The sequence below is a fragment of the Halogeometricum rufum genome (assembly GCF_900112175.1).
Classification (GTDB): domain Archaea; phylum Halobacteriota; class Halobacteria; order Halobacteriales; family Haloferacaceae; genus Halogeometricum; species Halogeometricum rufum.
Genome location: NZ_FOYT01000001.1, coordinates 445085 through 466933 on the forward strand (window position 1 = coordinate 445085; position 21849 = coordinate 466933).

Here is a 21849-nt window from a genome sequence, read left to right on the forward strand (position 1 = left end):
GTCGCGACGATGTGTATAATCGCCTTCTTCGGCTCGAGTTCGTCGGTCGACCCCGCGACGGAGATGAAGACGCTTCAGGTGGGAGCAGCCCGCCACCAGGCGGTCGCACGCACCTACCAGGCGGAGAGTCAGTACCAACTCGCGGCGGCCAAAGACATCGAGGGGAACACGCTCCCCCAGAGTATGGGCGACGGGAACGCGATGGAGAGCTTCGACCAGACGGTCGAGAACGCGAACCTGGCGCGGTCGAAGTGGAAGCAGGCCGAATACCGCCAGAGCGAACTCATCGCCCACTTCCGGTCCCAACCCGACGACAGCGGCATCCGGCCCGAAGTCCGGGACCAGATGGACCGGCTGGACCAGATGGATCAGGTGTTAGACCGGGCGTCCGATAGCCCCTACGGCGGGCGTCTCTGGGACATGATCGACGCCGACCCCGGCGCGGACGTCGTTGAAGTCTGTGCCGACATCCTCAAGATAGACGCAAAACGCGACGTCGGAAACAGCCTCAGAGACAGAACCGGCACCTGGGACGACATCATGGCGCTGTTGGAGATGGACCATCACCAGATGGGCCGGATGAAGAATTCGGTCGACCAACTCTGCAGGAGTCTCGAAGAGCACAGAGACGAGTTCGAACGCTCGAAGAACTTCGAGTCCCGGGCGGTGAACACCTTGATAGACGGTAAGACCCACCCGGTCGAGGAGACGTTCACGCAGAACACGGACCTGATCACGCGGTACTCGGTGTTCTTCGACGTCATGGCGACCAGCATCAACAGCGCGGTGAAAGGAGCCGGGAGCGACGTTCCCGAGGACCACCTGACCGCCTACCTCGACCACTGACAGCCCGACAGTCACCAGACCAATGAACGGCGTTCCGATCGATGCGATTCCGAGCGAGGGACGGGAGCGGCCGTCGCGTCCGCTGATACCCGAGAATCCGACGGCCGACCGGACGGGGCGACTCGTCTACGACGAGGGGGGAGCGCGGTCCGCCCGACCGGAGGAGTGCGAGTGCGCTTCCTCGAACACCGACCCGTCTATCGACCGGCCGTGTAGTCTGGAAGCCCTGGACGGCAGTTGGTACCTCCGGCTGTCCCCGGTCGGGGAGGCGTCGTCCGACGCGACGACGACGCACGGCGCGATGCGGGTCGAGTCTCGGACTGACGACCGCGTCCGGATTTCGGGCGACGTCTACGTCGAGGCCCCCGCGTGCGAGGACGGACGCGCCTCGAACACGCGCCCGGACGACTCGCTCACGATAGGGGACAACTGGTATCCCCAGTTCGAGAACTCGAAGTACAGCTGGTACTTTCGCAGTCTGGGCGCGTCGTACCGAGAGGGCCTCGTTCGATGCGACGTGCGACAGTACGTCTGGGACCCGGATGCGGAGGACTTCGGTGAGGAACGTAGCGACGGGAGCGTCGAGTTCGAGTGTTCGGCCGAACCCGTCACGCGCTCGTGGCTGCCACAGCCCACGCTCAGGCTGACCGGAACGGCGACGGTCGGTGGGACGGAGTTCGACCTCACGGCCTACAAGACTGCGCCGTACTACAGAGGCTGTCTGCTCGAAGTGGACGTGATGGAAGAACGCGCGTGGGTCGAGTCGGCCGACCGAAACACGAGACAGCCGCTGCGCTTTCGCGACGTGTACTCCGACACCGGAATCGAGTTCGCCGTCACCGTCGACGAGACGAGCGTCCCGAAGGAGCGGGACCTGACGCTGACCGAGATACGGGAACTGCTCGGGAGCCACCACAGCACCGTTCCGCCGGAGTCGAACAAGTGGCGACTCTGGCTGCTCGTCGGGTCCGAGATGAAACGCTACAGCACGCTCGGGATCATGTTCGACGATACGGAGCCGTACCGCGAAGGAGTGGCGCTCTTCTTCGACCCGGAACTCCCCGACGACCGACGGATACGCGAGTCGGCGCGCGGAAAGAAGCTGGGCGAAACCCCACTCGCGTTTCTCCGAACTGCCGTCCACGAGATCGGCCACGGCTTCAACCTCTACCATCCGAAGGCCGACGAACACGAGGTGCCCGTCGGGAAGACGATAATGAACCAGACCAGCGACGTGATCGGTGCGGCGAGTGCCGCGAACCCCTTCCCCGACGTCGCGAGTTTCGCCTTCCACGACCACAACAGGACGTCGCTGGTTCACTCGCCCGACCCGCAGGTCAAGCCGCGGTGGAAGCGATTCGGCTACGGCCACGGCGACGTCGGCTCCGGACCGGCGCCCCCGAGCGACCTGACGTACGACCGCGACGCGCCGGAGAGCGAAGAGCTCGTACTCGACCTGAACCTCCCCGAGACGGTGTTTCCCGGGGAATTGGTTATCGTGGACGTCACGGTGGAAAACCCCACCGACGAGCCTCGAGACGTGACGTCGGCGCTCAACATCACCGAGGACTATCTGAGCCTCCACGTGCGGTCACCGGACAGGACACGGACCACGCCCCGGAACGTCGTTCGCTTCTGTACGGACCGGCAGACGACCAGCCTGAGCCCCGGCGAGCGACTCACCGGCCGGGTACAGCTCCTGTACACGAATCAGGGATTCACCTTCGACCGGCCGGGTCCGTACACGCTGTGGGCGGAGCTAGACCTCGGAGACCGGACGCTGCGAAGCGCCTCGACCGACGTTCTCACTCACTCACCGCTCTCTGAGGACCACCTCGACCTCAGCACCCTCGGACTGAACGAGGGCGTCGGCCGAAGCATCGCGGTCGGAGATCTCGGAGTGGACGCCGGCGCGGAGGACAGGCTCAGGTCGCTCGCCGAGGACTTCACTACCACCGACCTCGGCACGGCGGCGTCCGTGGTCCTCTCGAACGCCTACTCGCGGGACGTTCGAGACGTCCGACGAGGGAGGGTCCTCAGAGACTCGGACCGAGACACTGCGAGCTACTTCCTCGAACTCGCCGTGCAGGACCGCTCCGCTTTCGAGACGATGCGCGTCGCAACCGCCGTAACACCGCCCGGCGAGACGGACGCCCCCGTCCTCGACAAGTTGATCGACCGCTTCGACGCACTAGACAGGTACGACGCAGCAGAGGTCGAGGACGCACGAGACGTACTGACGGACTTCCGAACGCGTCGCGACACCGAGACAGATGACGCCTGATATCAGCGCTCGTTTGACGAACGTTCCGCAGTCGAAAGCCCGCGGCGAGTTCGTCCTCCCTGCGTTACGGATCCGCAACGAGGGCTCCGAACCGGTGACGGTCAGCAATCGGCTGAACCTCGTCGAGGGCGACGTTCTGGTCGAGTGCACCGACCCGAGCGGGCAACGAAGCGAGCTACGGGGCGTCATCACCGTCGACAGCCTGCCCCGGACGGTCGAGTTGTCGGCGGGACAGTTTATCGAGTCCGGTCTGTTCCTGTTCTACGCGTCCGACGGGTTCACCTTCGACACCGTCGGCTCGTACGAACTGCGGGTCGGCTATCACCCCGACACCTCCGAATCGCCCGTGTTCACCGACTCCGTCGAACTCCGAATCACCGAACCGACGGACTCGGAGACGCAGGCGTTAGCGGAGCAGACGATGGTGGACGACGTCGCCCGAGCGATAGCGCTCTGTGGGCTGGAGACGGACCCGACGGTCGTCGCCGGCCTCTCGACGCTCGGCGAACGGTTCCCCGACCGACCAGAGGGCGCACTCGCGCGGTTCGTCCTGGCGGAACTGTCCGACAGCGATACGGTCGACCTGACCGACGTGTTCGACCGGTGGGGTCCGACCACCACGGCACGGTGGATAACCGCCCTCCTCTCGTCCGAGGGAGGCGACGAGCCGACGAAGCGGGCGTATCTCGATACCCTCGACCGGTCCGAACGAATGATCCGGGGCGAACCGGTGGACGACAGGCAGACGTAATCGACACGTCCGGAGTCTCGTACGGCCCTGTTCGGTTTCGCCGTCCGAACTCCGGTTCCGCCGCCGAACGGGCCGTCGGCACGAGCGCTCACTCGCCCCTCGACCAGTTCCGCTCCCCGACTCCAAGCGAGAACGAGACCCACTGCTCCGAGCGCGTCGCAAGACGGTCCGGGTGCGAGCATCGAACCCGGCGTGAGACTCACGCCCTTCGCCTCGCGTGGTTCAATCTCGCAGTACGAACTTTCGCCTGCTCACGTTGTTCGCAGCAGAAAGGTCCGGGTGCGAGAATTGAACCCGCGTCTCAGCCTCCACAAGGCTGAAGGATAGTCCACTACCCTAACCCGGACACGCACCCTCAGGTAACCACGAGCCACAGAAATACGTTACGACTCTCTCCGGGCGTGTGCCCGCCTCGCACGCCGAAACCCACCGGGACGCTTTTGCCGCCGACCGGACTAGAGCAGGCAACCGTGGCCATCACGGACAAGATATACCTCAAGAACCATCGCGAAATCGTCTCGCAGTTGGACGTGAACATCCCCAAGGGCGCGTTCAAGGGCGCGACGATGGACGTGCTCTACTCCGGAGAGGGCCTCTCGAAGGTCGACTCGGCGACGCGCGACAGACTGCTCGACTTCGCGAAGGACTTCCTCGACCCGGAGAACCCCGACGACCTGTACACCGGCTACCCCGAACGGCAGTTCGTGCAGTACCTCCTCGAACTCCGGGCGCAGGGACTCGGCCCGGAGGCCATCGTGGACGTCATGGGCGACGAGTACATGGTGTACGCCTATCCCGGCGACGTGCTCTCCTTCCTCGACGACGCGGTCCGGACGCTGGAAGCCGTCGAGACGCTCTCGGACGTGGAGGGCGACCAGGAGATGGCACAGAAGGCCCGCGAGGCGCGGCAGGCGCTCACGGGGTAGCGGCGAGACGGCACGAAAGCGCGGTCGGCGTCAGCCGAGGCGGAACGACGGTTCGTCCGCGTCGGCGTCGAGGTCCTCCAGTTGGATGACCTCCTCCTCCTCGTCTTCGACCTGCTCGCGGAGGTAGTTGACGTAGCGCTTGTGTTCTTCGAGCTGTTCGCGCAGGTGGTCCGCTTCGAGTTCGAGACGCTCGTGCTCCCGGATGAAACTCTTCGGCACCTGGACTTTCGGCGGGAACGACTTCGACTCCTCCCCGTCCATCTGTTCGAGTTCGTGCTCCGGAACGACTTGGACTTGGCCGTCGTGGGCAACGAGGGTGTCCACGTAGTCCCGGAAGACGGCCGACAGCGAGATGTCCCGCTCCTCGGCTATCTCCCGGAGCGTCTCGAACGCGTCCTCGTTGACGCGGAACGAGATTGTCTTGTTCTTGTTGCCCATGAATCGTCCCAACGTTGTCTCGCCGGCCTACTTAATGCTTCGTCAGACACGGGGTGGAAAAACGGGCGTTCGGGGGACGCAGCGTCGGTCCCGGCTCCGCTGGCGGCGCAGGAACCGACGGCGCCGTTACGGAGTCGCGTCGGCGGTCCGTCTACGCGCCGGGTTCGGGCGACGCGGTGTCGGCGTCGCCGCCGAGTTCGTCGCCGTCGGACTCGTCGAGGCTCTGCAACGCGGAGACGGCGGCGCTCTTGTAGCGGTCGGTGGGCAGGTCGTACTCCTCGCGGGCCATGCGGCCGTACTCGTTGCCCTCGTCGTCGAACCGCTCGATGCGTTCGAGCGTGCGTTCGGCCGTCTCGACGACCCAGCGGTCACGCGTCGCGGCGTCCACGACGTTGATGGACTCCGGCCGGACGGAGACGTTCACGTTGCCGTCGTCCGTCTCGTACGTCCGTGGCTTGCCGACGACGGCGACGTACGCGGGCGCTTCGAGGTCGCGGAGCGTGCTCGCGGCCTCGGGCTGGTACTGCCCGGCGTAGACGAAGAACGTGCCCGTCGGGTCCACGATGCGGCCCCGCCAGTACTCGTTGTCCTCGCCCACGTCCTCCTTCTCGGTGAGGGTGCCGACGAGGAAGATGCGGTTGGCCTTCTCTCCCGTCGGGAGCAGGAGGTACACCGGCGCGCGTTCGTCGTCGGACTCCTTGAACGTGTAACTCGCGTCGTTGAACTCTTCGGCGAACACTCGCCGGGCGACCTCTCGGGTGGGGACTTCGTTGGAACTCATTTAGATCGACCTCGCTTTGATGAGGACTGCTTCGGCGTCGGCCGGTTCGGTCAGTCGTTCGGTGTCGTCGGCGAGGACGTACCGACCCAGTTCGGGGCCGGAGACGCGGTAGTACGCGCCGACGAGGTCCGTGCGCATCTCGTCGACGACGACGGTGGTGTCGAGTGCGTCCATCGCCATCTCCTGGGCTTCCTCCAGCGAGATGCCGGTGAGTTCCTCGGTCATCTCGCGGCCGAAGATGACCTCGTGGACCTCGTCGCCGTCGTCGAGGACGCCCTTGATGCGCAGGTCGAACTCGCCCTCGACGTTGCCGTGTTCGTTACAGCGGCCGTTCTGGAGGACGCGCGTACAGCCCTCCTCGGGACAGCGCTTGATGAGGCCGCTCCCGGACTGGATGTCCACGAGTGCGCCCTCGACGGTGGTCGCGTCGTCGCCCACCTCGATGTCCTCGTCGAGTTGTTCGATGCTGGTCGTCCGGTTGAGTTTGACGGAGAAGTTGCCCTGGTACTCGTCGGTGACGACGTTCCCGAGGCGGTAGACCGCCCCCTCCTCCAACTCCGGCAGGTCGGAGGTGGTGAAGGAGACGAACTTCATCCGCCCGGACTCGTCGCCGAGGAGCCCCACCTGCGAGATGGACTCGCTTCGGGGTTCCCACAGTTCGACGACTTTCGCGGTGACGTCGACCCACTGTTCGTCTTGGTCGATGTCCGCGAGGTGGACCTCGTCGTTCCCGCCGCGACCCAGTTCGTCGCGTTCGAGGCCCGCCTCGTCGAGGTAGCTGTTGACGACGGAGCGACGCGCCTCGTCGACGGGTACCCGGTACTCGTCGACGAGGTTCTGCAGTCGCTCCTCGACGTCGTCGGCGTCGACCTCCAGATGGTCTGAAAACTGCTCGGCAATCTCCTCTGCGTGGGTTCGCAGGTCTGACATGGTTTCACTCGCCTCCACCTTGGTTTCCATTGGGAGGCATACGCCGGTTGGCTCGCGATGGTTAATAAGGTTACGTGCGCTCTGAAACTGAAATCGCGCGCCTGTGGGCTCCAAACCCGCGGATTCGGCACCCTCCAGCCCCCCCGTTTTCGGCCACCAACGGACCTATAGCCTCGGCGTTCCCACGGCCGAGTAGCGATGGACGACCGTCTCGAACGATTCGTACGGGAGCAGTTCCGCGCCGCCGGGCGGCAGTACGCCCGCGCGAAACGGGCGTACGACGACGGCAGGGGCGACGAGGACGCGGCCGACGCCGCCCTCCCGCGCGACGAGGAGGGCCGCGTCCGCCTCGTCTGCCGTCGGCACGCCGAACGACGCGCCGTCGCCGTCGACGCCGACGGCCGTCCCGCGTGCTTCGAGACCGGTCACCCCGACTGCGAGGGCTGTGCCGAGGACGTGCGAAGCGGGGTCGTCGAGACGTGGTAGTCGGAGAGACGGACCGGCCCGTCGTCGCACTCGTCCTCGCGGGCGGCACCGGGTCCCGACTGTACCCCGCCAGTCGCTCGGACCGCCCCAAGCAGTTCCTCTCGCTCGTCGGCGAGGACTCCCTCCTCGCTCGAACGGTCGACCGCGCCCGCGACGTGGCCGACGAGGTGTTCGTCTCCACCCGCCCGGCGTTCGCCGCGGACGTGCCCGACCACGCGCCCGACGCCGAGGTGGTGGTCGAACCCGCCGCGAAGGACACCGGTCCCGCACTCGTCTACGCCACGCACCGCATCCGCGACGCCGTCGGCGACTGCGTCGTCGTCGTCCTGCCCAGCGACCACCGCGTCGGCGGCGCGTTCGCCGACGTGATGCGCCGGGGCGCCCGCGTCGCGGCCGAGACGGACGCACTCGTCACGTTCGGCGTCGAACCCACCCGCCCGGACACGGGCTACGGCTACATCGAACCCGGCGCGTCGCGCGGCGACTACGCGCCCGTCGCGGCGTTCCACGAGAAACCCGACGCCGAGACGGCCCGGGCGTACGTCGACGCCGGCCACTACTGGAACGCGGGCATCTTCGCGTGGACGCCCGACGCCCTCCTCGCGGCGGCCCGCGACTCGCCGCTCTCGGACCTCGTCGCCGACCTCGCGGCTGGCGTCGACGCCGAACGCGCGTTCGAGGGCGTTCCGGCGGTGAGCGTCGACTACGGCGTGATGGAGCGAACGGCCAACGCCGTCGTCGTCCCGGCGTCGTTCGAGTGGGACGACCTCGGGTCGTGGGACGCGTTCGACCGGGTGCGAGACGGCGACGGCGGCGGCGAAACGACCGACGACGGCGAGAGCGCTGACGACGGCACCGTCTCGGTCGGCGACGTGACCGTCCGGACGCTGGACGCCGCCGACAACGTCGTCGCCGGCGACGACGTCCACGTCTCGCTGGTCGGCGTCTCGGACCTCGCCGTCGTCTCGTGGGACGACCGGGTGTTGGTCGTCCCGAAGGACCGCGCGCAGGACGTGCGAACGCTCGTCGACGAGTTGAAGCGCCGCGGCGAGTTCTAGGTCACTCCTCGGTCGACTGTCGGACCCGCACGTCGCCGCTACTGGTGACGCCGACGAGGAGCGACTCGCTGATCTCGCGGCCGTGGACGGCGTCCCCCGCGTCGTCGGCGACTATCTTCATCAGGTCCGGCGCGGTGTAGTTCACCTTCACCCCCGCCTCGTCGCAGGCGTCGTAGACCCGTTTCGGCACCTCGTACAGGTCCGTCCCCGCTTCGACGGCCACCTGGACGGGTGCGGTCAACGCCTCCGCGAACGCGATGGTCTCGCGCGCCTTCTCGACGTTCCGGCGCGCGCTCGACTCCACGCTGGAGACGTTCGCGCGCGACGTGCCGAGGAGGTCCGCGATGGTCGACTGCCGAACGCCGCGTTCGCGGAGGGCCAGCACCTCGGCCTGTCGGCGGGTCAGGACGCTGTCTTCGGGGTCGAACCCGGTCTCTGCGAGGATGTTCGCGGCGTCAACGTCGCCGCCGTCGCCTCGCACGTCCCGGCCGCTGTCCGCGTCGTGCATGACCGAGCGTACGCCTGCCGGTCGCAAAAAACTGTATCGTCGCGCTGGCGTCGAAATCGAGAGTCGAAGGATGTGACTGTCCGTCGCGCGGCGCGGCGAGGTATCGCCGTCTAGCTGCCCCAGAAGTTGTCTCGACTTCCGAGTGCAGTCGGGCGTTTGGGTCCGCTACTGTCGTCGCCGTCGTCGCCGCTCTCCTCGTCCGAATCGGTCGCCGCTCCGCCCTCGTCGCCGCTCTCCCCGTCGCTCGTCTCCTCGTCGGGGTCGAGGGGGAGGCGTTCGACGACCTTCTTCGAGCGGGCGTGGTTGGACTTCACCCGGTCGATGCGGACGACGGCGCGCGCCTCCGGGAGGAGGCCGTCGACGAGGACGATGAAGCCGTCCTCGGTCCGCCCGACGCCGGCACCGCTCTCGTGGATGTCGTCCACCGTGACGGTCACCTCCTCGCCGGGCTTGACCGGCTGCTGTTTCAGGTCTCGAATCGGCTGTTCGTAGCTGTTGCACCACTCAGAGCCCGCCCGGTCGCCGTAGTACTGACACCCCATCCCGTTGATTCGCTCCGAGTACCGTGGACAGTCGTCCGCCAGCGGACAGTCTGACATACGGGTGGATACTCTATCGCTCGTCTAAACCCTTCCGGGTCCGGGGTACCCCCGGTAGGGGCCGCAGACGCAACGCTTTCCCCCGCTTCGCCCCCAGTTCGCGTATGAGCCGTCGCGTCCCGGAGTTCGCCCTCGTCGTCGGCGTCTTCCTCGGCCTGTCGGCGCTGGTGTCCGGCGTCGTCCTCGGGTCCGGACTCCTGCCCACCGTCCTCTTCGCCGCCGTCGTGACGTACCCGTTCGTCGCCTTCGGCCTCGTCCGCGACGACGACCCGGCGGCCGTCGTCCCGCCCCGCTGGGTTCTCCTCGCCGGCGTCGTCTGGGCGTCGCTCGGCGTCGCCGGCGTCTTCGCCGCGGACGTCTCGCTGGCGGCGATAGCGACCGCCGGCCTCGTCGGCCTCGTCCTGTTCCTCCCGCCGGCCGCGTACGCCGCCCGCCACGGCGCCGGCGTGAACCCGCTCTCGGGCGTGCAGACGCTCGCCGTCGCCGCCGTCGCCGCGGCGGGCCTCCTCGTCGTCGGCCTCGTCGCCGGCCGACCGCTGACCGGCGTCGTCGCCGCCGTCCTCGCCGTCGTCTCCGCCGGACTGTACGCGACGGCCCTCGGCGTCGAGTTCGACGCGCGCACGCGCAGAGGTGCCGTGGCCGCCGGCGGCGCGTTCGCACTCGTCCTCGTCGCCGTCGGCGTCCTCTCCGGCGGCCGACTCGCCGACTGGCTCCTCGCGGGCGCGGCGGTGGCGTTCACGCCGAGCCTGTACGCCGTGCTGTCGCGAACCGACCGACGACGGTAGTTCGGCGTCCTTCGGCGTCCTCACTTCACGGCGCGGAGGACGGCCGGGCCGTCCCCGTCGACGACGTCGACGTCGCCGAACCCCGCCGCGCGGAAGGTCTCTCTCAGGCGGTCCGGGTCGTGGAACCGCCCCCGAAACACCGACCCCATCGTCGCCTCGGTGCCCTCGGCATCGTCGCGGAGGACGAACGCGTACGTCGTCGTGTAGTGGCCCGCCGCGGAGGTGAGCGCGGTGGTCGAGCGTCGCTCCACGGTGAAGCGCTCCGACTCGACGGTCCGACAGTCGGTGCTGCCGTTCGTCACGTCGTCGGACAGCGGTTGGAAGAACGTCACGAACGCGCCGCCGTCGCGGAGGCTCTCGTGGACGTTCTCGGCGAGCGATTCGACGTCGGCGTCGTCGGTGAGGTGGAGCATCCCGCCCAGCAACACCGCCACGTCGAACGTCCGTCCCTCGTCCGCCGCGGACCACGCCGTGAAGTCAGCCCGCTGGACCTCCGCGTCCGTCACTCGCTCTCTGGCCCGTCGGAGCATCCGCTCGTCGCTGTCCACGCCGAGCACCGTCTCGTACTCGTCCTCGATGCGAGTGAGGAGCGGACCGGTACCGCAGCCCAGTTCCAGCACCCGACTCGTCTCCTCGGGTTCGTACCGTCGCAACAGTCGCACCTGCGCGTCCCTGTTCAGGACGCGCGAGTGGTAGAACTCGTAGAGCGTGGGGTACTCGTAGAAGTCGCGTTCGCGGTGCGGGTCCTCGTCGACGTCCTCGATGACGTGGGCGAGACTCACGTGTGACCGCTCTTACCGACCGGACCGGGCAAATAGCGTTCGGTGGTTCGACACCGCTTGGCACGCGACGACACGGCCGGGACGACCGAAAAAGCGACGCGACCGAGGGGTCGCCCTACGCCAACGGCGTCCGTTCGACCACGGTGCCGTTCACGGTGGGGTACTGCTCGACGATTTCGCCCTTCGACACGTCGCCCTCGTCCACCATCTCCTCCAGCAGCCACCACGCGACTTCGACGTGGTCGGACTTCACCGTGTAGAACTCCTCGGGGACGCCGAGTGCCTGCAGGTCCGCCTCGGTCACCCACGTCTTCCCGTAGACGATGGTGCCGTCGTCGGTCACCTCGTCGAACGGGCGGCGGATGTTCTTCGCCATGCGCTTCAGGCGGTTGCGGTGCTGGGCGGCGTCCTTGAACACGGAGGTGCAGAAGTAGACGCGTTCGTGGTCGGCCATCTCTTCGAGGATGGCGTCCTTCGACCCGTCGACGGCCGACATGTGGCCGTCCTGCAGTTCGTAGCCCGCCTCCTGCATCCGGCGGTAGTTGCCGTCCGACATCTCGAACTCGTTGACGTTGCAGAACTCCGCGGCGCCCTCGTCGAGGAAGTCGAGGAACTCTTCTTCGGCCCGGATGCCCGGAATCTCGAACGCGGGCGTCAGACCCTCCTCGCGGGCGACGTAGAGGATGTCCTCCCACTCGGTGCCGTGCATGTCGCCCCACAGTTCGTACGGCGGGTGGAAGCGAATCTCGTCCAGTCCGGCCTCCGAGAGGCGGCGCATGTTCTCGCGGCCGCCCGTGATTCCCGTGTAGAGGTGTGTGTGGTGGTCCTCGCCGAACTCGTCTTTGAGGAGTTCGAGGTAGTGACACGTCTTGTCGAGGGCCTCCTGCGGTTCGCCGCCCGTGATGGACGTCCCGAGGGCGTCCATCCGCTTCGCCTCGGCGATGACGTCGTCGTCGGACTCCACCTGTCGCTCGTTGGCGTACACGTCGGTGACGTTCTTGCGGTTCTCGCCGAGCGGACAGTAGAAGCAATCGCGCTGGTCGCAGTAGCCGTAGACGAACAGCACCATCTTCCCTCCCATGGCGCACTGCTCACAGCCCTTCGAGATCATTCGTTGAACACACGCTACACGTCCCACGGGCAAAAACCGTGCGAAACGCAGTTCCCGGCGTGGGACGGACGCCCACGGCGTTCCGGCGAACGCCGGCCGTCGCCCGGGGAGCGTCCCCGAAAACAAATATAGCCCGACGGCATACGGTCGGACGATGCTGTTGGTCCTCTGTATCGACCTCGACGACGACCTCGGCCGGAAGACGCGGTTCGACACGCCCGTCGTCGGCCGGGACAGCGTCGAAGCCGTCGCGGTCGCTCTCGCCACCGCCGACCCGGAGGACTCAGACTCGAACGTCCTGTTTCAGGGCATCCACGAACACGACTTGCTCGTCGCCGACCCAGAGGTCGACGAGCAGGTGGAAGTCGCCGCCGTCACCGGGACGCAGGGCAGCGACGTGAAGGCCAACCGCGCCATCGGCGAGGAGATAGACCGCGTGCTCGCGGGCCTCTCGACCGGCGAGAACGTCAGCGCAATCGTCATCACCGACGGCGCGCAGGACGAGTCCGTCCTGCCGGTCATCCGCTCTCGCGTCCCCATCGACAGCGTCCGCCGCGTCGTCGTCCGACAGGCGCAGGACCTCGAATCCATCTACTACACGATGAAGCAGGTGCTGGCGGACCCCGAGACGCGCGGGACCATCCTCGTCCCCCTCGGCATCCTGCTTCTCATCTACCCGTTCCTCACCATCGCCAGCTTCTTCGACGTGCCCGGAGCGGCCGTGCTGGGCCTCGTCTCCGCGCTCCTCGGCCTCTACACCCTGTTCCGCGGCCTCGGACTGGAGACCGTCGTCGACGACGCCGTGAGTCGCGGGCGAGACATCCTCTACGAGGGCCGCGTCACACTCATCACCTACGTCGCCGCTCTCGCGTTGATGACCGTCGGCGGATTCCGCAGCGTCGCCCTCCTGGACGCCGTCCGCGCCAGTCTGGAGTCGGCACTCGCACCGTCGCTGATCCTCGCCGCCCTCGTCCACGGCGCGGTCCAGTGGTTCGCCGCCGCGGGCGTCACCTCCAGTCTCGGACAGGTGACCGACGAGTACCTCGCGGACCGATTCAAGTGGCGCTACCTCAACGCGCCGTTCTACGTCGTCGCCATCGCCATCGTCCTCTACGTCGTCTCCGGCTTCTTCCTCAACGTCAACGGCGTCGCCGGCCTCCCGGGCGTCCGGCCGTTCTCGCTGTCGGACCTCGCAATCGGCCTCACCGTCGGAACGCTGTTGGGCGTGTTCAGCACCCTCGCGTTCGCCATCGCGGAGTCGCGGTTCCCCACGAGCGTCGAACCGACGCGGGGGTGAGCGGACGGCGGGAGACCACGATACCGCTCGCCGGCGCCGGGACGCTCACCGACGACGGCGACGTGCGCGTCTACCGGACGAGCCTCGGACCGATACCGAGACACGGCCGGTATCAGGTCGTCGCCAGACGGTCGACGGACGAGTGGTTCACCGCCCCCGCGGTCGACAGACTCACCTTCGACTTCCACTGCACCGCGGAGAACTGACCGAGCGACTCAGCGCTCGCGGACGACGACGAACTCCGCGAGGTCCCGGAGGTAGCCGAGCGAGTCCGTCTCGGCCAACTGGGCGGCGTCGAGGGCGTCGAGCGCCTGGTCCGACTGGTCGCGCGCGCGCTGGTTCGCCTCCGCGGGGGTGAGGTCCGTCACCTGCACGACCGACGGGCGGTCCATCTGTTCGTCCTGTCCGGTCGGCTTGCCGAGTTCGTCGGCGTCGGCCGTCGCGTCCAGCACGTCGTCGCGTATCTGGAAGGCGACGCCCACCCGTTCTGCGTACTCGCCGAACGCCTCGACGGTGAACGGGTCGGCTTCGGCGGCGACGGCACCGAGCTCGGCCGCCGCGCGGAACAGCGCGCCGGTCTTCCGGCGTGCCAGTTCCATGTACTCCGCCTCGTTCGTCGGCCGGGCGACGAGTTCCGTCGCCTCCCCCTCGCCGAGTTCGACCATCGACTCTGCCACTATCTGCATCGCCTGGTCGTTGACTGACAGGAGGGCGAACGCCTCGCCGAGGAGGCCGTCGGAGGCGATGATGGCGGGGCCGTAGCCGTACTGCGCCCACGCGCTGGGCGTCCCGCGCCGGATGTCCGAGCGGTCGATGATGTCGTCGATGACCAGCGAGGCGTTGTGGACCAGTTCGATGGCGACGGCGAAGTCCACCGCCGCGTCGGGGTCGCCGCCGCAGGCCTCACAGGAGAGAATCGTCACCGCGGGGCGGACGCGCTTGCCGCCCGCCAGCGCAACGTGGGCGAGTTCGTCCGACAGTTCGGGCGGGTCGACCGCGTCGATGACCGTGCGGAGGCGGTCCTCGACCATCGACACCCGACGCTCCAGATACTCCATTACCGGTGGCTCAGGATGCAGCGACAAAAGAGGTTCCGGAACGGTGCGTTCTCGCCGTGCGTCGCCCGACGAGCGGTCGTCGGGTCGCTCGGCCACAACACTAGTCCGTCGCGGCACGCTCGTTCGAACGAGACCGAACGTGCGCGAACTACAGAACGTGGACGGCCTGCATCCTCGGGACCTCTCGCAGCGACAGCGACTGCTCGTGGTCTACGTGCTCGGCCTCGTCGCCGTCGTCCTGTCCTACACCGCCCTCTACAACTTCGGGATGCGAGCGTACGAGAGCCGACCGCAGTCGGTGTTCCGCTCCTTCCAGGCCGTTCTCGCGACGCTCACGACGACCGGATACGGAGCGGACGCGCCGTGGACGACGCCCGAGATGAACGTGTTCCTCGGACTCGTGCAGGTGACCGGCGTCGTCATCGGGTTCGTGACGCTGCGCGTGCTCATCATCCCCCTCTTCGAACGCGCGCCGCTCTCCCTCGACGACAGGCTCTCGAAGAAGGAGGGCCACGTCGTCGTCGCCGAGTACCGGCGCGATACGGACCTCCTCCTCGACGAACTGGAGGCGCGGGACGTCGGTTACGTCCTCCTCGAATCCGACCAGACGGAGGCGAAACGCCTCTCCGACGAGGGCTATCAGGCGATTCACGGCGACCCCGAGAATCCGTCTGACCTCGACCGGGCGTCCGTCGAGGAGGCGTCGCTCCTCGTCGCCGACGCGGGCGACCGGAACGCGAGCATCGTCCTGACCGCTATGGAGGCGAACGAGGGCCTCCGAACGGTCAGCTTCGCGACGTCGCCCCGCCGCAACCCGGCGTTCACCGAACTCGGCGTCGACCGAAGCGTCGCCCCGCACGCGCTCATCGGACGGCGACTGGCGGAGAAGGCGACGACCCCCGTCGCCGTCGACGTGGCGGGAGAGGGAGACGGAACGGAAGACGGGGGCGAAGACGCCGGCTCGGTCGAGGTCCGCGAACTCCTCGTCCGGCGCGGCAGTCCCCTGCACGGCGTCCGCGTCGGCGACTCACCGCTCGCGGACCGCTCCGACCTGACGGTCGTCGCCGGGTGGTTCGACGGCGAACTCAGACTGCCGCCGTCTCCCGACGACGAACTCTCCCCGAACACCGTGCTGATCGTCGCCGGGCCGGAGCGGGCGATAGCGGGGGCGACCGCCGACCTGTCGAACCTCCGAGCGCCGCGGGAGGAGCGGAACGAGCGGATCGTCGTCGCCGGTAACGGCGAGGGCGGACGGGCGGCCCGCGACGCGATTCCGGACGACGTCGCGGTCACGACCGTCGACAGCGACCCGGATACGCACCCGGACGTCGTCGGCGACGTCACCGAACCCAAGACGCTCCGTCAGGCGGGCGTCGGGGGGGCGTCGGCGCTCATCGTGACGGTCGACGACGACGCGACGGCCCTCCTGGCGGTTGCGACGGCCCGGTCGCTCTCCGCCGACGTGGAGATACTCGTCCGGGTGACCGACGCGGGGAAGGAGTCGCCGGCGTTCGGGGCCGGCGCGGACTACGTCCTCTCGATTCAACGGGCGTGCGCCCGGCTGGTCGCTGCGGAGGTCGGCGGGGACCCGGTCGTCGACCCCGTCAGCCGGATTCGACTCGTCCGCGCCGACGCGGACTCGTTCGTCGGCGAGTCACTCTCGTCGGCGCGCCGGGACGGCGGATGCGGGTGGACCGTCGTCGGCGTTGTCCGCGACGGGACCGTCGAGATGGACGAACGGACGACGGTCGAACCGGACGACGTGGTCGTCGTCGCGGGGAGCGACGACGCGGTGCGCGAGTTCGAGGGGACGGCGGAGGAGGGGTAAGTCCGCGTCCGACTTCGAACCGAGCGCCCTCGTCGCGGTGACGGGCCGGTCCGCGACGAGTCCCGGCGCACCTGCGACCACTCTCACCGGACGCTCACGGGTTCGCGTCCGGAACACTCTGTCTCGCTGAGCGAAGCGAGGCACGATGGACGCGCAGCGTCCATCGGGGGAACAAAAGAGGGGCTGGAAGCCGCTTACTGGAACTCCTCGATGAGTTCCGGCACCACCTCGAACAGGTCGCCGACGACGCCGTAGTCGGCGATGTCGAAGATGGGCGCGTTCGGGTCGGTGTTGATGGCGACGATGGTCTCCGCGCCCTTCATCCCGGCGACGTGCTGCACCGCGCCGGAGATGCCGATGGCGATGTACACCTCCGGCGTGACGACTTTGCCCGACTGGCCGACCTGCCGGTTCTTCGGCAGCCAGCCGCTGTCCACGATGGGCCGCGAGGACGACAGCGTCGCCCCGAGGGCGTCGGCGAGTCGTTCGACGAGTTCGATGTTCTCCTCCTCCTCGATACCGCGGCCGACGGAGACGAGGACGTCCGCCTCCGTGATGTCCACGTCGCCGCCGCCGACCTCCTCGAAGCCGGTGACGCGCGACTTGACGGCGGACTCGTCGGGCGTGAACTCGAACGGCATTATCTCGGCGTCGCCGCCGTTCGAGGCGGCGACCCACTCGCCGCCGCGGACGGTGACGGCCGCGCGTTCGGCGTCGACTTCGAGGGTCGTCTCGACCTTCGACCCGTACATCTCGCGGGTGACGGTCAGGCCGCCGTCGAACGCCACGTCGATGGCGTCGGTGACGAGGGGAAGCCCCAGACGGTTCGCCACCGCGGGGGCGTAGTCGAGGCCGTTGACCGAGTTCGGCATCAGCACGTACTGCGGGTCGTATTCGTCGGCGAGTGCGCACACCGCCTGCGTGTACACGTCGTGGTTGAACTCCTCGCCGTACTCGACGGTGTGGACCGTCGTGACGCCCTCGCGGTTCAGTTTCGTCGCGAACTCCTCGACCTCGCCGCTTATCACCGCGACGTGCAGGTCACCGCCCGTCTCGTCGGCGAGTTCGCGGCCCGCGGTCACGAGTTCGTAACTCACGTCGCGGAGTTCGCCGCGGCGGTGGTCGGCGACGGCCAGTACGGAACTCATTCCGCACCCACCCCCCTCTCTCGCAGGGCCGTCGCAAGTTTCGCGGCCTGTTCGTCGGCGTCACCGTCGAAGTACGTCGCGTCGGACACCGTCTCGGGTTCGTACATGTCGGTCAGGAACAGTTCGCTCGCGACGGCCCCGTGGTCCAGACCGAGGTCCGCGAGCGTCTTCGCCGCTATCTCCTTCGACTGGGCCTGCCGGATACCCCGCAGGCTGGCGTAGCGCGGTTCGTTGATACCGGTCTGGATGGTCAACACGGCGGGCAGGTCTATCTCGGTGAGTTCCTCGACGCCGCCCTCGAGTTCGCGGTGGACGCGGGCGACGCCGTCGTCGAGGACGCCCTCGGTGTCGAGTGCGTTGACGACCGCGCCCCACTCGTAGCCGATGGCGTCCGCGAGGGCGACGCCCGTCGCGCCGAACCCGGTGTCGTGCGCCTGCACGCCCGTCAGGACGATGTCGGGGTCCTCCTCGGCGACGACGGCTTCGAAGAGGCGCACCTTGGAGGCGACGTCGAGGAACTCCGCGGCCTCGACGTCCTCGTCCCAGACGCGCACCGCGCGGTCGACGCCCTTCGCGAGGGCCATCCGGATGGTCTCCTCGCTTCGCTCCGGGCCGATGGTCGCGGAGACGACTTCGACGTCTTCGTCGGCGGCTTCGGCGAGTTGGACGGCCGTCTCGACGGCGTACTCGTCCCACTCGTTCAGGTCGTACTCGACGTACCGCGAGTCCACGTCGAGGTCGGCTATCTCGAAGTCGTCCTCGACTTCGGCGACCTCTTTGACGGTCACGAGAACCTTCATCATCGACCACTACCCTCACGAGGCGGTAAATCCTTTCGGAAACCCCCTTCGAACCGCCTCGGGTTGTGCGTCTCGGCATCTCCCCCGCGCCGAACCGGCAGTCCGTTCAGTCGGAGCCGTCGTCGGGCAGCGAGATGAGGTTCTCGCGGCCGAGGCGCAGTTTGTTCACGCGCCCCTCGTCGGCCATCGCGGAGAGCAGTTGCGACACCTTGGCGTCGGACCAGCCCGTCTCCTTGACGATGTTCGCCTGCTTCATCCGCCCGCCGTTCCGTTCGAGCAGGTGTTCGACGCGTTCCTCGTCCGAGAGCAGCGAGAGGTCCACTTCCTCCTCGGCTTCGGACTCGTCGGCGTCGGGTTCCTCGTCGGCCCGTTCGACGGTCGGTTCGTCCGTCTGCGCGGGCGGCCCCGCGCCGACGCCGCCGTCCGACGCACCGCCGCCCGCGTCCGGCGTGGGACTCGGTTCGCCGGGCCGGCCGCCGCCCGCCCCGGTTCCGGTGCCGGACTGCCAGCGGAAGATGACCGCGGCGACGAGGAACAGGAGGGCGGCGACGACGCCGCCGCCGACGACGAGGTCCCACGGAATCTCCTGTGCGTCCTCGGTCGGCCGGTAGGTCACCACGAGGCTGTCTTCGCCCTCGAACTTCGAGGGGCCGTCGATGATGATGGCGTTGTTCTGCTGTTTCACGCGGATGCTCGTCGTGTTCGTCGCGTACCCCGGCGGCGTCTCGATGACGAGTCGCTGGTCCGCGCTCATCAGCGAGAGCCACGTCTGCGGCTCCTCGGACTCCGCGCTCGGGAGGACGAACACGTCCCCGAGTGCGAGTCCGCCGTTCTCCGTCTCGCGCAGGAAGTTCGTCCAGCCGAACTCGGCGGTCAGCGTCCCGGTCCCGGCCGACCGGTCGACGCTGTAGTCGTACGTCGCGTTCTGAATCCGCATCTCGCGCCCGGTCGACTCGCTCGCTCGCTCGGCGATTCGACGGAATAGCTCGGCGGTCACGCCGGTGTCGCTCTCACCGCTCTCGTACTCCTGTCCGATGCGCTCGAACGCCGCCGTCTCGTTCGGCTCGTCGAGTTCGTAGCGAACCTCGACGTGCCACCGCGCGTCGCCGTCGTCCTGCAGGAACACCCGCATCACGGTCCGCGGACTGTCGTCCAGCGTCCCGTCGACCTGTGCCTGTGGGGCGGCGGACTCGGCGCCGAGCGAACCGCTGCCGGCGGTCCCCGCGGCGACGGGAGCGACGCCGGAGAACACCAAGAGGAGGGCCACGACCAACGCGGGTATCCGCATTTGCTGAAGCTTGTACGTGGAGCGCTCAAAATGCTTTCCATCGGTACGCACGCGCCCGATTCTCGGCTTCCGTCCGAATAACGACGTTTTTTGTACTTGCCACCGTATGCACCGGCAATGAGAGCCCTCCCCGCGATGCTCGCGTTCGTCCTCGTGCTCTCCGCCGTCGCCGGGGCGACGGTTCCGGGGACGGCGTCTCTCCCCGACCGCGCGACGACGCCCGTCGACGCCGCGACCGTCGCCGCTCCCGCCCCCGACGACCGGTCGTTCGAGCACTCGACCTCCCGCTCCGACGTGTCGGTGGTGAACAACCACACCGCCCAGAACGCGTCCATCCACGTCCTCGGCATCCCGCAGGCGCAGGTCACCCAGAGTTCGCTGGCGACGCGAACCGTCGAGTTGGGGCCGGCGCTCGCGTTCGACCACAACCGGACGGAGATGCGGATGGAGACGCTCGCGGCCGTCGACCGCATCGACGCCGCCGACTCCGAAGACCGGAAACAGCAGCTGATACTGCAGGAACTGACGACTATCGAGCAGGCGGCCATCTCCCTGCGCGCGAGCCAGCAGGCGGCGATTCGAGCGTACGGCGAGGGCGACATCGACTCCCGGACGCTCCTCATCCGCCTCGCCGTCATCGACATCCACGCGCAGGCCCTGCAGGACCGCAACGAGCGAATCCAGCGCGTCGCTCGCTCGGTCCCGGACTTCTCCGTGGACGCGCGCACCGCCTCGCTCGGCCGCGAACTCGACACGTTCACCGGTCCGGTCCGCCAGCACTCGGTGGCCGTCCTCACCGGCGAGGCGGACCCGGCGCGGTTCTTCGTCCAGACGGGCACCGACAGCGTCGTCCTCAGCACGATACGCGACGACACCTACGTCCGGGAGGTGTACCGCGGCGACATCCGCCGTCGCGGGTCCGGCCTCCTCACCGACCTCGAGGCGCTGAACGCCACCTCGCAGGCGTACCCGAACGCCTTCGCGCTCCAGTTCCGGCAGAACGGCACCAACATCGTCGGCACGGAGGACAACAGCTTCCTCGTCCGCATCCAGCACGAACGCGGCCGCCTCTACTCGTTCGTCGACAGCGGCTCCCAGCAGGTGTTCAAGGAGTTCCAGTACCGGCCGCTGGAGACGATGGAGACCGACCCGACCGAGGGCGCGGTGAAGGACGGACTCGAACTCACGGCGTACCAGACGTACCCCGGCGGTCCCGTCAGAATCACCCTCAACACCACCGAGTCGGGCGACCCCGCGGACGCGCTGATAACCGTCGGCCCGCGCGGCGGGCGGAGCGTCGTCGTCGGCGAGACGGGGGCGGACGGGTCGCTGTGGACGATGGCGCCGGGGCAGGAGTACCAGGTGACGGCGATTCGCGGCAACTCGGTCGTGCTGCTCACCGTCGAACCGAACGCGCCGCCGCTGGTGAACGGGAACGCGACGCAGAGCGGCAACGCCACGGCCGTCCGCCCGCCGGCCGCGGCGACGGCGGGCGCGGCGTAACTCACGCCGACGGCCGCGGCCGTCCGAACCTTCTTGTCCGAGAGCGCGGCCAGCGCCGACCGTGACGGACCGCGGACTCTCGCCGGTCGTGGGAACGCTCCTGCTGGTCGGCGTCGTGCTGGCAGCGGCGACGACGCTCGCCGTGGTGAGCGGGGACGCCGTCCTCGGCGTCGCCGCGTTCGACGCACCCACCGCACCCGAGGGCTCCGCCGCGAGCCACGGCGTCGCCGCGTCCGACGGTCCCGCGGGGGCGTTCGTCTCGTCGCCGTCCGCCGGTTGGCGGGTGGCGTTCTCGCTGTCGGTGACCGGCGACCGAGTCGCGCTGGGGTACGAGCGCGGGCCGCCGATGCGCGTCGCGGACCTCAGACTCGACGTCTCGGTGGACGGCGAACCGCTCGCGCACCAGCCGCCGGTGCCGTTCTTCTCCGCCCGGGGGTTCCGGCCGGGGCCGACCGGCCCGTTCAACGTCGGCAGCGACGGCGTGTGGACCGCGGGCGAGACCGGTTCCGTCGTCGTCGCAGGCACGAACCACCCCCGACTCGGACCCGGGCGGACCGTGACGGTGCGGCTCTACGAGCGCGGGTCGTCGCGGCCGCTGGCGACGCTGACGGCGTCGGTCACGGACGGGTGAAGAGCGCGCGT

The 21849-nt window shown here is 68.3% G+C and carries 23 protein-coding genes and 1 tRNA gene; 12 read left to right on the plus strand and 12 right to left on the minus strand.

The genetic code is table 11. The features are described 5' to 3' along the window. Positions 1–9: 9 nt before the first annotated feature. The 3 genes from BM310_RS02275 to BM310_RS02285 are packed head-to-tail and all read left to right on the plus strand — an operon-like array spanning position 10 to position 3881. Positions 10–846 carry a hypothetical protein gene (locus BM310_RS02275; protein WP_089804219.1) on the plus strand — a complete coding sequence of 279 codons (837 nt, stop codon included), beginning with the start codon at positions 10–12 and terminating at the stop codon, positions 844–846. Between the two features lie 22 nt (positions 847–868). Beyond that, on the plus strand, positions 869–3130 hold the full coding sequence (locus tag BM310_RS02280) for a hypothetical protein (RefSeq protein ID WP_089804221.1): 2262 nt from the start codon (positions 869–871) through the stop codon (positions 3128–3130). Next, on the plus strand, positions 3120–3881 hold the full coding sequence (locus BM310_RS02285) for a hypothetical protein (protein WP_143105094.1): 762 nt from the start codon (positions 3120–3122) through the stop codon (positions 3879–3881). The genes BM310_RS02280 and BM310_RS02285 overlap by 11 nt, the downstream gene beginning before the upstream one ends. A gap of 273 nt (positions 3882–4154) precedes the next feature. Here the strand turns inward: BM310_RS02285 and BM310_RS02290 are convergent. Further along, a tRNA-His gene (locus BM310_RS02290) sits at positions 4155–4227 on the minus strand. 124 nt (positions 4228–4351) lie between these two features. Here BM310_RS02290 and BM310_RS02295 point away from each other — a divergent pair. Continuing rightward, complete coding sequence (locus BM310_RS02295) at positions 4352–4807, plus strand: DUF5814 domain-containing protein (RefSeq protein ID WP_089804225.1); 456 nt, start codon at positions 4352–4354, stop codon at positions 4805–4807. Between the two features lie 30 nt (positions 4808–4837). Here the strand turns inward: BM310_RS02295 and BM310_RS02300 are convergent, their stop codons facing one another. The 3 genes from BM310_RS02300 to BM310_RS02310 all read right to left on the minus strand — a co-directional run bounded on the left by BM310_RS02300 (position 4838) and on the right by BM310_RS02310 (position 6956). Continuing rightward, on the minus strand, positions 4838–5245 hold the full coding sequence (locus BM310_RS02300) for a ribbon-helix-helix protein, CopG family (RefSeq protein ID WP_089804227.1): 408 nt from the start codon (positions 5243–5245) through the stop codon (positions 4838–4840). 151 nt (positions 5246–5396) lie between these two features. Next, the gene (locus BM310_RS02305) at positions 5397–6026 is read right to left on the minus strand and encodes an RPA family protein (RefSeq protein WP_089804229.1); all 630 of its coding nucleotides are present in this window, start codon (positions 6024–6026) and stop codon (positions 5397–5399) included. After that, positions 6027–6956, minus strand: coding sequence for a replication factor A (locus BM310_RS02310; protein WP_089806961.1), 930 nt, complete (start codon positions 6954–6956; stop codon positions 6027–6029). A 198-nt stretch (positions 6957–7154) separates the two neighbouring features. Between BM310_RS02310 and BM310_RS02315 the strand changes: the two genes are divergently transcribed. Together BM310_RS02315 and BM310_RS02320 are read left to right on the plus strand one after the other, a co-directional pair. Then, a complete protein-coding gene (locus BM310_RS02315; protein ID WP_089804231.1) occupies positions 7155–7442 on the plus strand; it encodes a DUF7091 family protein in 288 nt (95 codons plus the stop codon). Continuing rightward, positions 7436–8500, plus strand: a complete 1065-nt coding sequence (locus BM310_RS02320) for a mannose-1-phosphate guanylyltransferase (protein ID WP_089804232.1) — start codon at positions 7436–7438, stop codon at positions 8498–8500. The genes BM310_RS02315 and BM310_RS02320 overlap by 7 nt, the downstream gene beginning before the upstream one ends. Position 8501: 1 nt before the next feature. On the opposite strand, the gene BM310_RS02325 is transcribed toward BM310_RS02320, so the two are convergent. Further along, positions 8502–9008 carry a Tfx family DNA-binding protein gene (locus BM310_RS02325; RefSeq protein ID WP_089804235.1) on the minus strand — a complete coding sequence of 169 codons (507 nt, stop codon included), beginning with the start codon at positions 9006–9008 and terminating at the stop codon, positions 8502–8504. A 110-nt stretch (positions 9009–9118) separates the two neighbouring features. Further along, positions 9119–9607 carry a TRAM domain-containing protein gene (locus BM310_RS02330; RefSeq protein WP_089804237.1) on the minus strand — a complete coding sequence of 163 codons (489 nt, stop codon included), beginning with the start codon at positions 9605–9607 and terminating at the stop codon, positions 9119–9121. Positions 9608–9711: 104 nt separating this feature from the next. Here BM310_RS02330 and BM310_RS02335 point away from each other — a divergent pair, with 104 nt between their 5' ends. Next, positions 9712–10392, plus strand: a complete 681-nt coding sequence (locus BM310_RS02335) for a hypothetical protein (protein WP_089804238.1) — start codon at positions 9712–9714, stop codon at positions 10390–10392. A 20-nt stretch (positions 10393–10412) separates the two neighbouring features. Here BM310_RS02335 and BM310_RS02340 read toward each other — a convergent pair whose 3' ends face one another. Both BM310_RS02340 and BM310_RS02345 read right to left on the minus strand, forming a co-directional pair. Further along, on the minus strand, positions 10413–11174 hold the full coding sequence (locus BM310_RS02340; protein ID WP_089804240.1) for a class I SAM-dependent DNA methyltransferase: 762 nt from the start codon (positions 11172–11174) through the stop codon (positions 10413–10415). Between the two features lie 115 nt (positions 11175–11289). Beyond that, positions 11290–12285, minus strand: a complete 996-nt coding sequence (locus tag BM310_RS02345) for a radical SAM protein (RefSeq protein WP_089804241.1) — start codon at positions 12283–12285, stop codon at positions 11290–11292. A 154-nt stretch (positions 12286–12439) separates the two neighbouring features. On the opposite strand from BM310_RS02345, the gene BM310_RS02350 reads away from it, so the two are divergent. Beyond that, on the plus strand, positions 12440–13582 hold the full coding sequence (locus tag BM310_RS02350) for a DUF373 family protein (protein WP_089804243.1): 1143 nt from the start codon (positions 12440–12442) through the stop codon (positions 13580–13582). Continuing rightward, the gene (locus BM310_RS02355; RefSeq protein WP_089804245.1) at positions 13579–13788 is read left to right on the plus strand and encodes a hypothetical protein; all 210 of its coding nucleotides are present in this window, start codon (positions 13579–13581) and stop codon (positions 13786–13788) included. The genes BM310_RS02350 and BM310_RS02355 overlap by 4 nt, the downstream gene beginning before the upstream one ends. A gap of 9 nt (positions 13789–13797) precedes the next feature. On the opposite strand, the gene BM310_RS02360 is transcribed toward BM310_RS02355, so the two are convergent. Next, positions 13798–14640 carry a polyprenyl synthetase family protein gene (locus tag BM310_RS02360; protein WP_089804247.1) on the minus strand — a complete coding sequence of 281 codons (843 nt, stop codon included), beginning with the start codon at positions 14638–14640 and terminating at the stop codon, positions 13798–13800. A 139-nt stretch (positions 14641–14779) separates the two neighbouring features. Between BM310_RS02360 and BM310_RS02365 the strand changes: the two genes are divergently transcribed. Next, positions 14780–16468, plus strand: coding sequence for a potassium channel family protein (locus BM310_RS02365; RefSeq protein ID WP_089804249.1), 1689 nt, complete (start codon positions 14780–14782; stop codon positions 16466–16468). Positions 16469–16662: 194 nt separating this feature from the next. Here the strand turns inward: BM310_RS02365 and BM310_RS02370 are convergent, their stop codons facing one another. The 3 genes from BM310_RS02370 to BM310_RS02380 all read right to left on the minus strand — a co-directional run bounded on the left by BM310_RS02370 (position 16663) and on the right by BM310_RS02380 (position 19704). After that, positions 16663–17616, minus strand: coding sequence for an electron transfer flavoprotein subunit alpha/FixB family protein (locus BM310_RS02370; RefSeq protein ID WP_089804251.1), 954 nt, complete (start codon positions 17614–17616; stop codon positions 16663–16665). Then, entirely contained in the window at positions 17613–18416 is an 804-nt protein-coding gene (locus tag BM310_RS02375; RefSeq protein ID WP_089806963.1) for an electron transfer flavoprotein subunit beta/FixA family protein, read from the minus strand. The genes BM310_RS02370 and BM310_RS02375 overlap by 4 nt, the downstream gene beginning before the upstream one ends. Positions 18417–18522: 106 nt before the next feature. Continuing rightward, positions 18523–19704, minus strand: a complete 1182-nt coding sequence (locus BM310_RS02380) for a helix-turn-helix transcriptional regulator (protein ID WP_089804253.1) — start codon at positions 19702–19704, stop codon at positions 18523–18525. 117 nt (positions 19705–19821) lie between these two features. On the opposite strand from BM310_RS02380, the gene BM310_RS02385 reads away from it, so the two are divergent. Next, a complete protein-coding gene (locus BM310_RS02385; protein ID WP_231751539.1) occupies positions 19822–21207 on the plus strand; it encodes a DUF7094 domain-containing protein in 1386 nt (461 codons plus the stop codon). A gap of 61 nt (positions 21208–21268) precedes the next feature. Next, positions 21269–21838, plus strand: coding sequence for an archaellin/type IV pilin N-terminal domain-containing protein (locus BM310_RS02390; protein WP_089804254.1), 570 nt, complete (start codon positions 21269–21271; stop codon positions 21836–21838). The last annotated feature ends 11 nt before the right edge of the window (positions 21839–21849 follow it).

Coding starts and splice junctions, on each gene's coding strand:
- BM310_RS02310 (WP_089806961.1), bottom strand. CDS start 6,956: ATGTCAGACCTGCGAACCCACGCAGAGGAGATTGCCGAGCAGTTTTCA.
- BM310_RS02375 (WP_089806963.1), bottom strand. CDS start 18,416: ATGAAGGTTCTCGTGACCGTCAAAGAGGTCGCCGAAGTCGAGGACGAC.
- BM310_RS02305 (WP_089804229.1), bottom strand. CDS start 6,026: ATGAGTTCCAACGAAGTCCCCACCCGAGAGGTCGCCCGGCGAGTGTTC.
- BM310_RS02315 (WP_089804231.1), top strand. CDS start 7,155: ATGGACGACCGTCTCGAACGATTCGTACGGGAGCAGTTCCGCGCCGCC.
- BM310_RS02280 (WP_089804221.1), top strand. CDS start 869: ATGAACGGCGTTCCGATCGATGCGATTCCGAGCGAGGGACGGGAGCGG.
- BM310_RS02380 (WP_089804253.1), bottom strand. CDS start 19,704: ATGCGGATACCCGCGTTGGTCGTGGCCCTCCTCTTGGTGTTCTCCGGC.
- BM310_RS02330 (WP_089804237.1), bottom strand. CDS start 9,607: ATGTCAGACTGTCCGCTGGCGGACGACTGTCCACGGTACTCGGAGCGA.
- BM310_RS02345 (WP_089804241.1), bottom strand. CDS start 12,285: ATGATCTCGAAGGGCTGTGAGCAGTGCGCCATGGGAGGGAAGATGGTG.
- BM310_RS02325 (WP_089804235.1), bottom strand. CDS start 9,008: ATGCACGACGCGGACAGCGGCCGGGACGTGCGAGGCGACGGCGGCGAC.
- BM310_RS02335 (WP_089804238.1), top strand. CDS start 9,712: ATGAGCCGTCGCGTCCCGGAGTTCGCCCTCGTCGTCGGCGTCTTCCTC.
- BM310_RS02285 (WP_143105094.1), top strand. CDS start 3,120: ATGACGCCTGATATCAGCGCTCGTTTGACGAACGTTCCGCAGTCGAAA.
- BM310_RS02350 (WP_089804243.1), top strand. CDS start 12,440: ATGCTGTTGGTCCTCTGTATCGACCTCGACGACGACCTCGGCCGGAAG.
- BM310_RS02300 (WP_089804227.1), bottom strand. CDS start 5,245: ATGGGCAACAAGAACAAGACAATCTCGTTCCGCGTCAACGAGGACGCG.
- BM310_RS02385 (WP_231751539.1), top strand. CDS start 19,822: ATGAGAGCCCTCCCCGCGATGCTCGCGTTCGTCCTCGTGCTCTCCGCC.
- BM310_RS02370 (WP_089804251.1), bottom strand. CDS start 17,616: ATGAGTTCCGTACTGGCCGTCGCCGACCACCGCCGCGGCGAACTCCGC.
- BM310_RS02360 (WP_089804247.1), bottom strand. CDS start 14,640: ATGGAGTATCTGGAGCGTCGGGTGTCGATGGTCGAGGACCGCCTCCGC.
- BM310_RS02275 (WP_089804219.1), top strand. CDS start 10: ATGTGTATAATCGCCTTCTTCGGCTCGAGTTCGTCGGTCGACCCCGCG.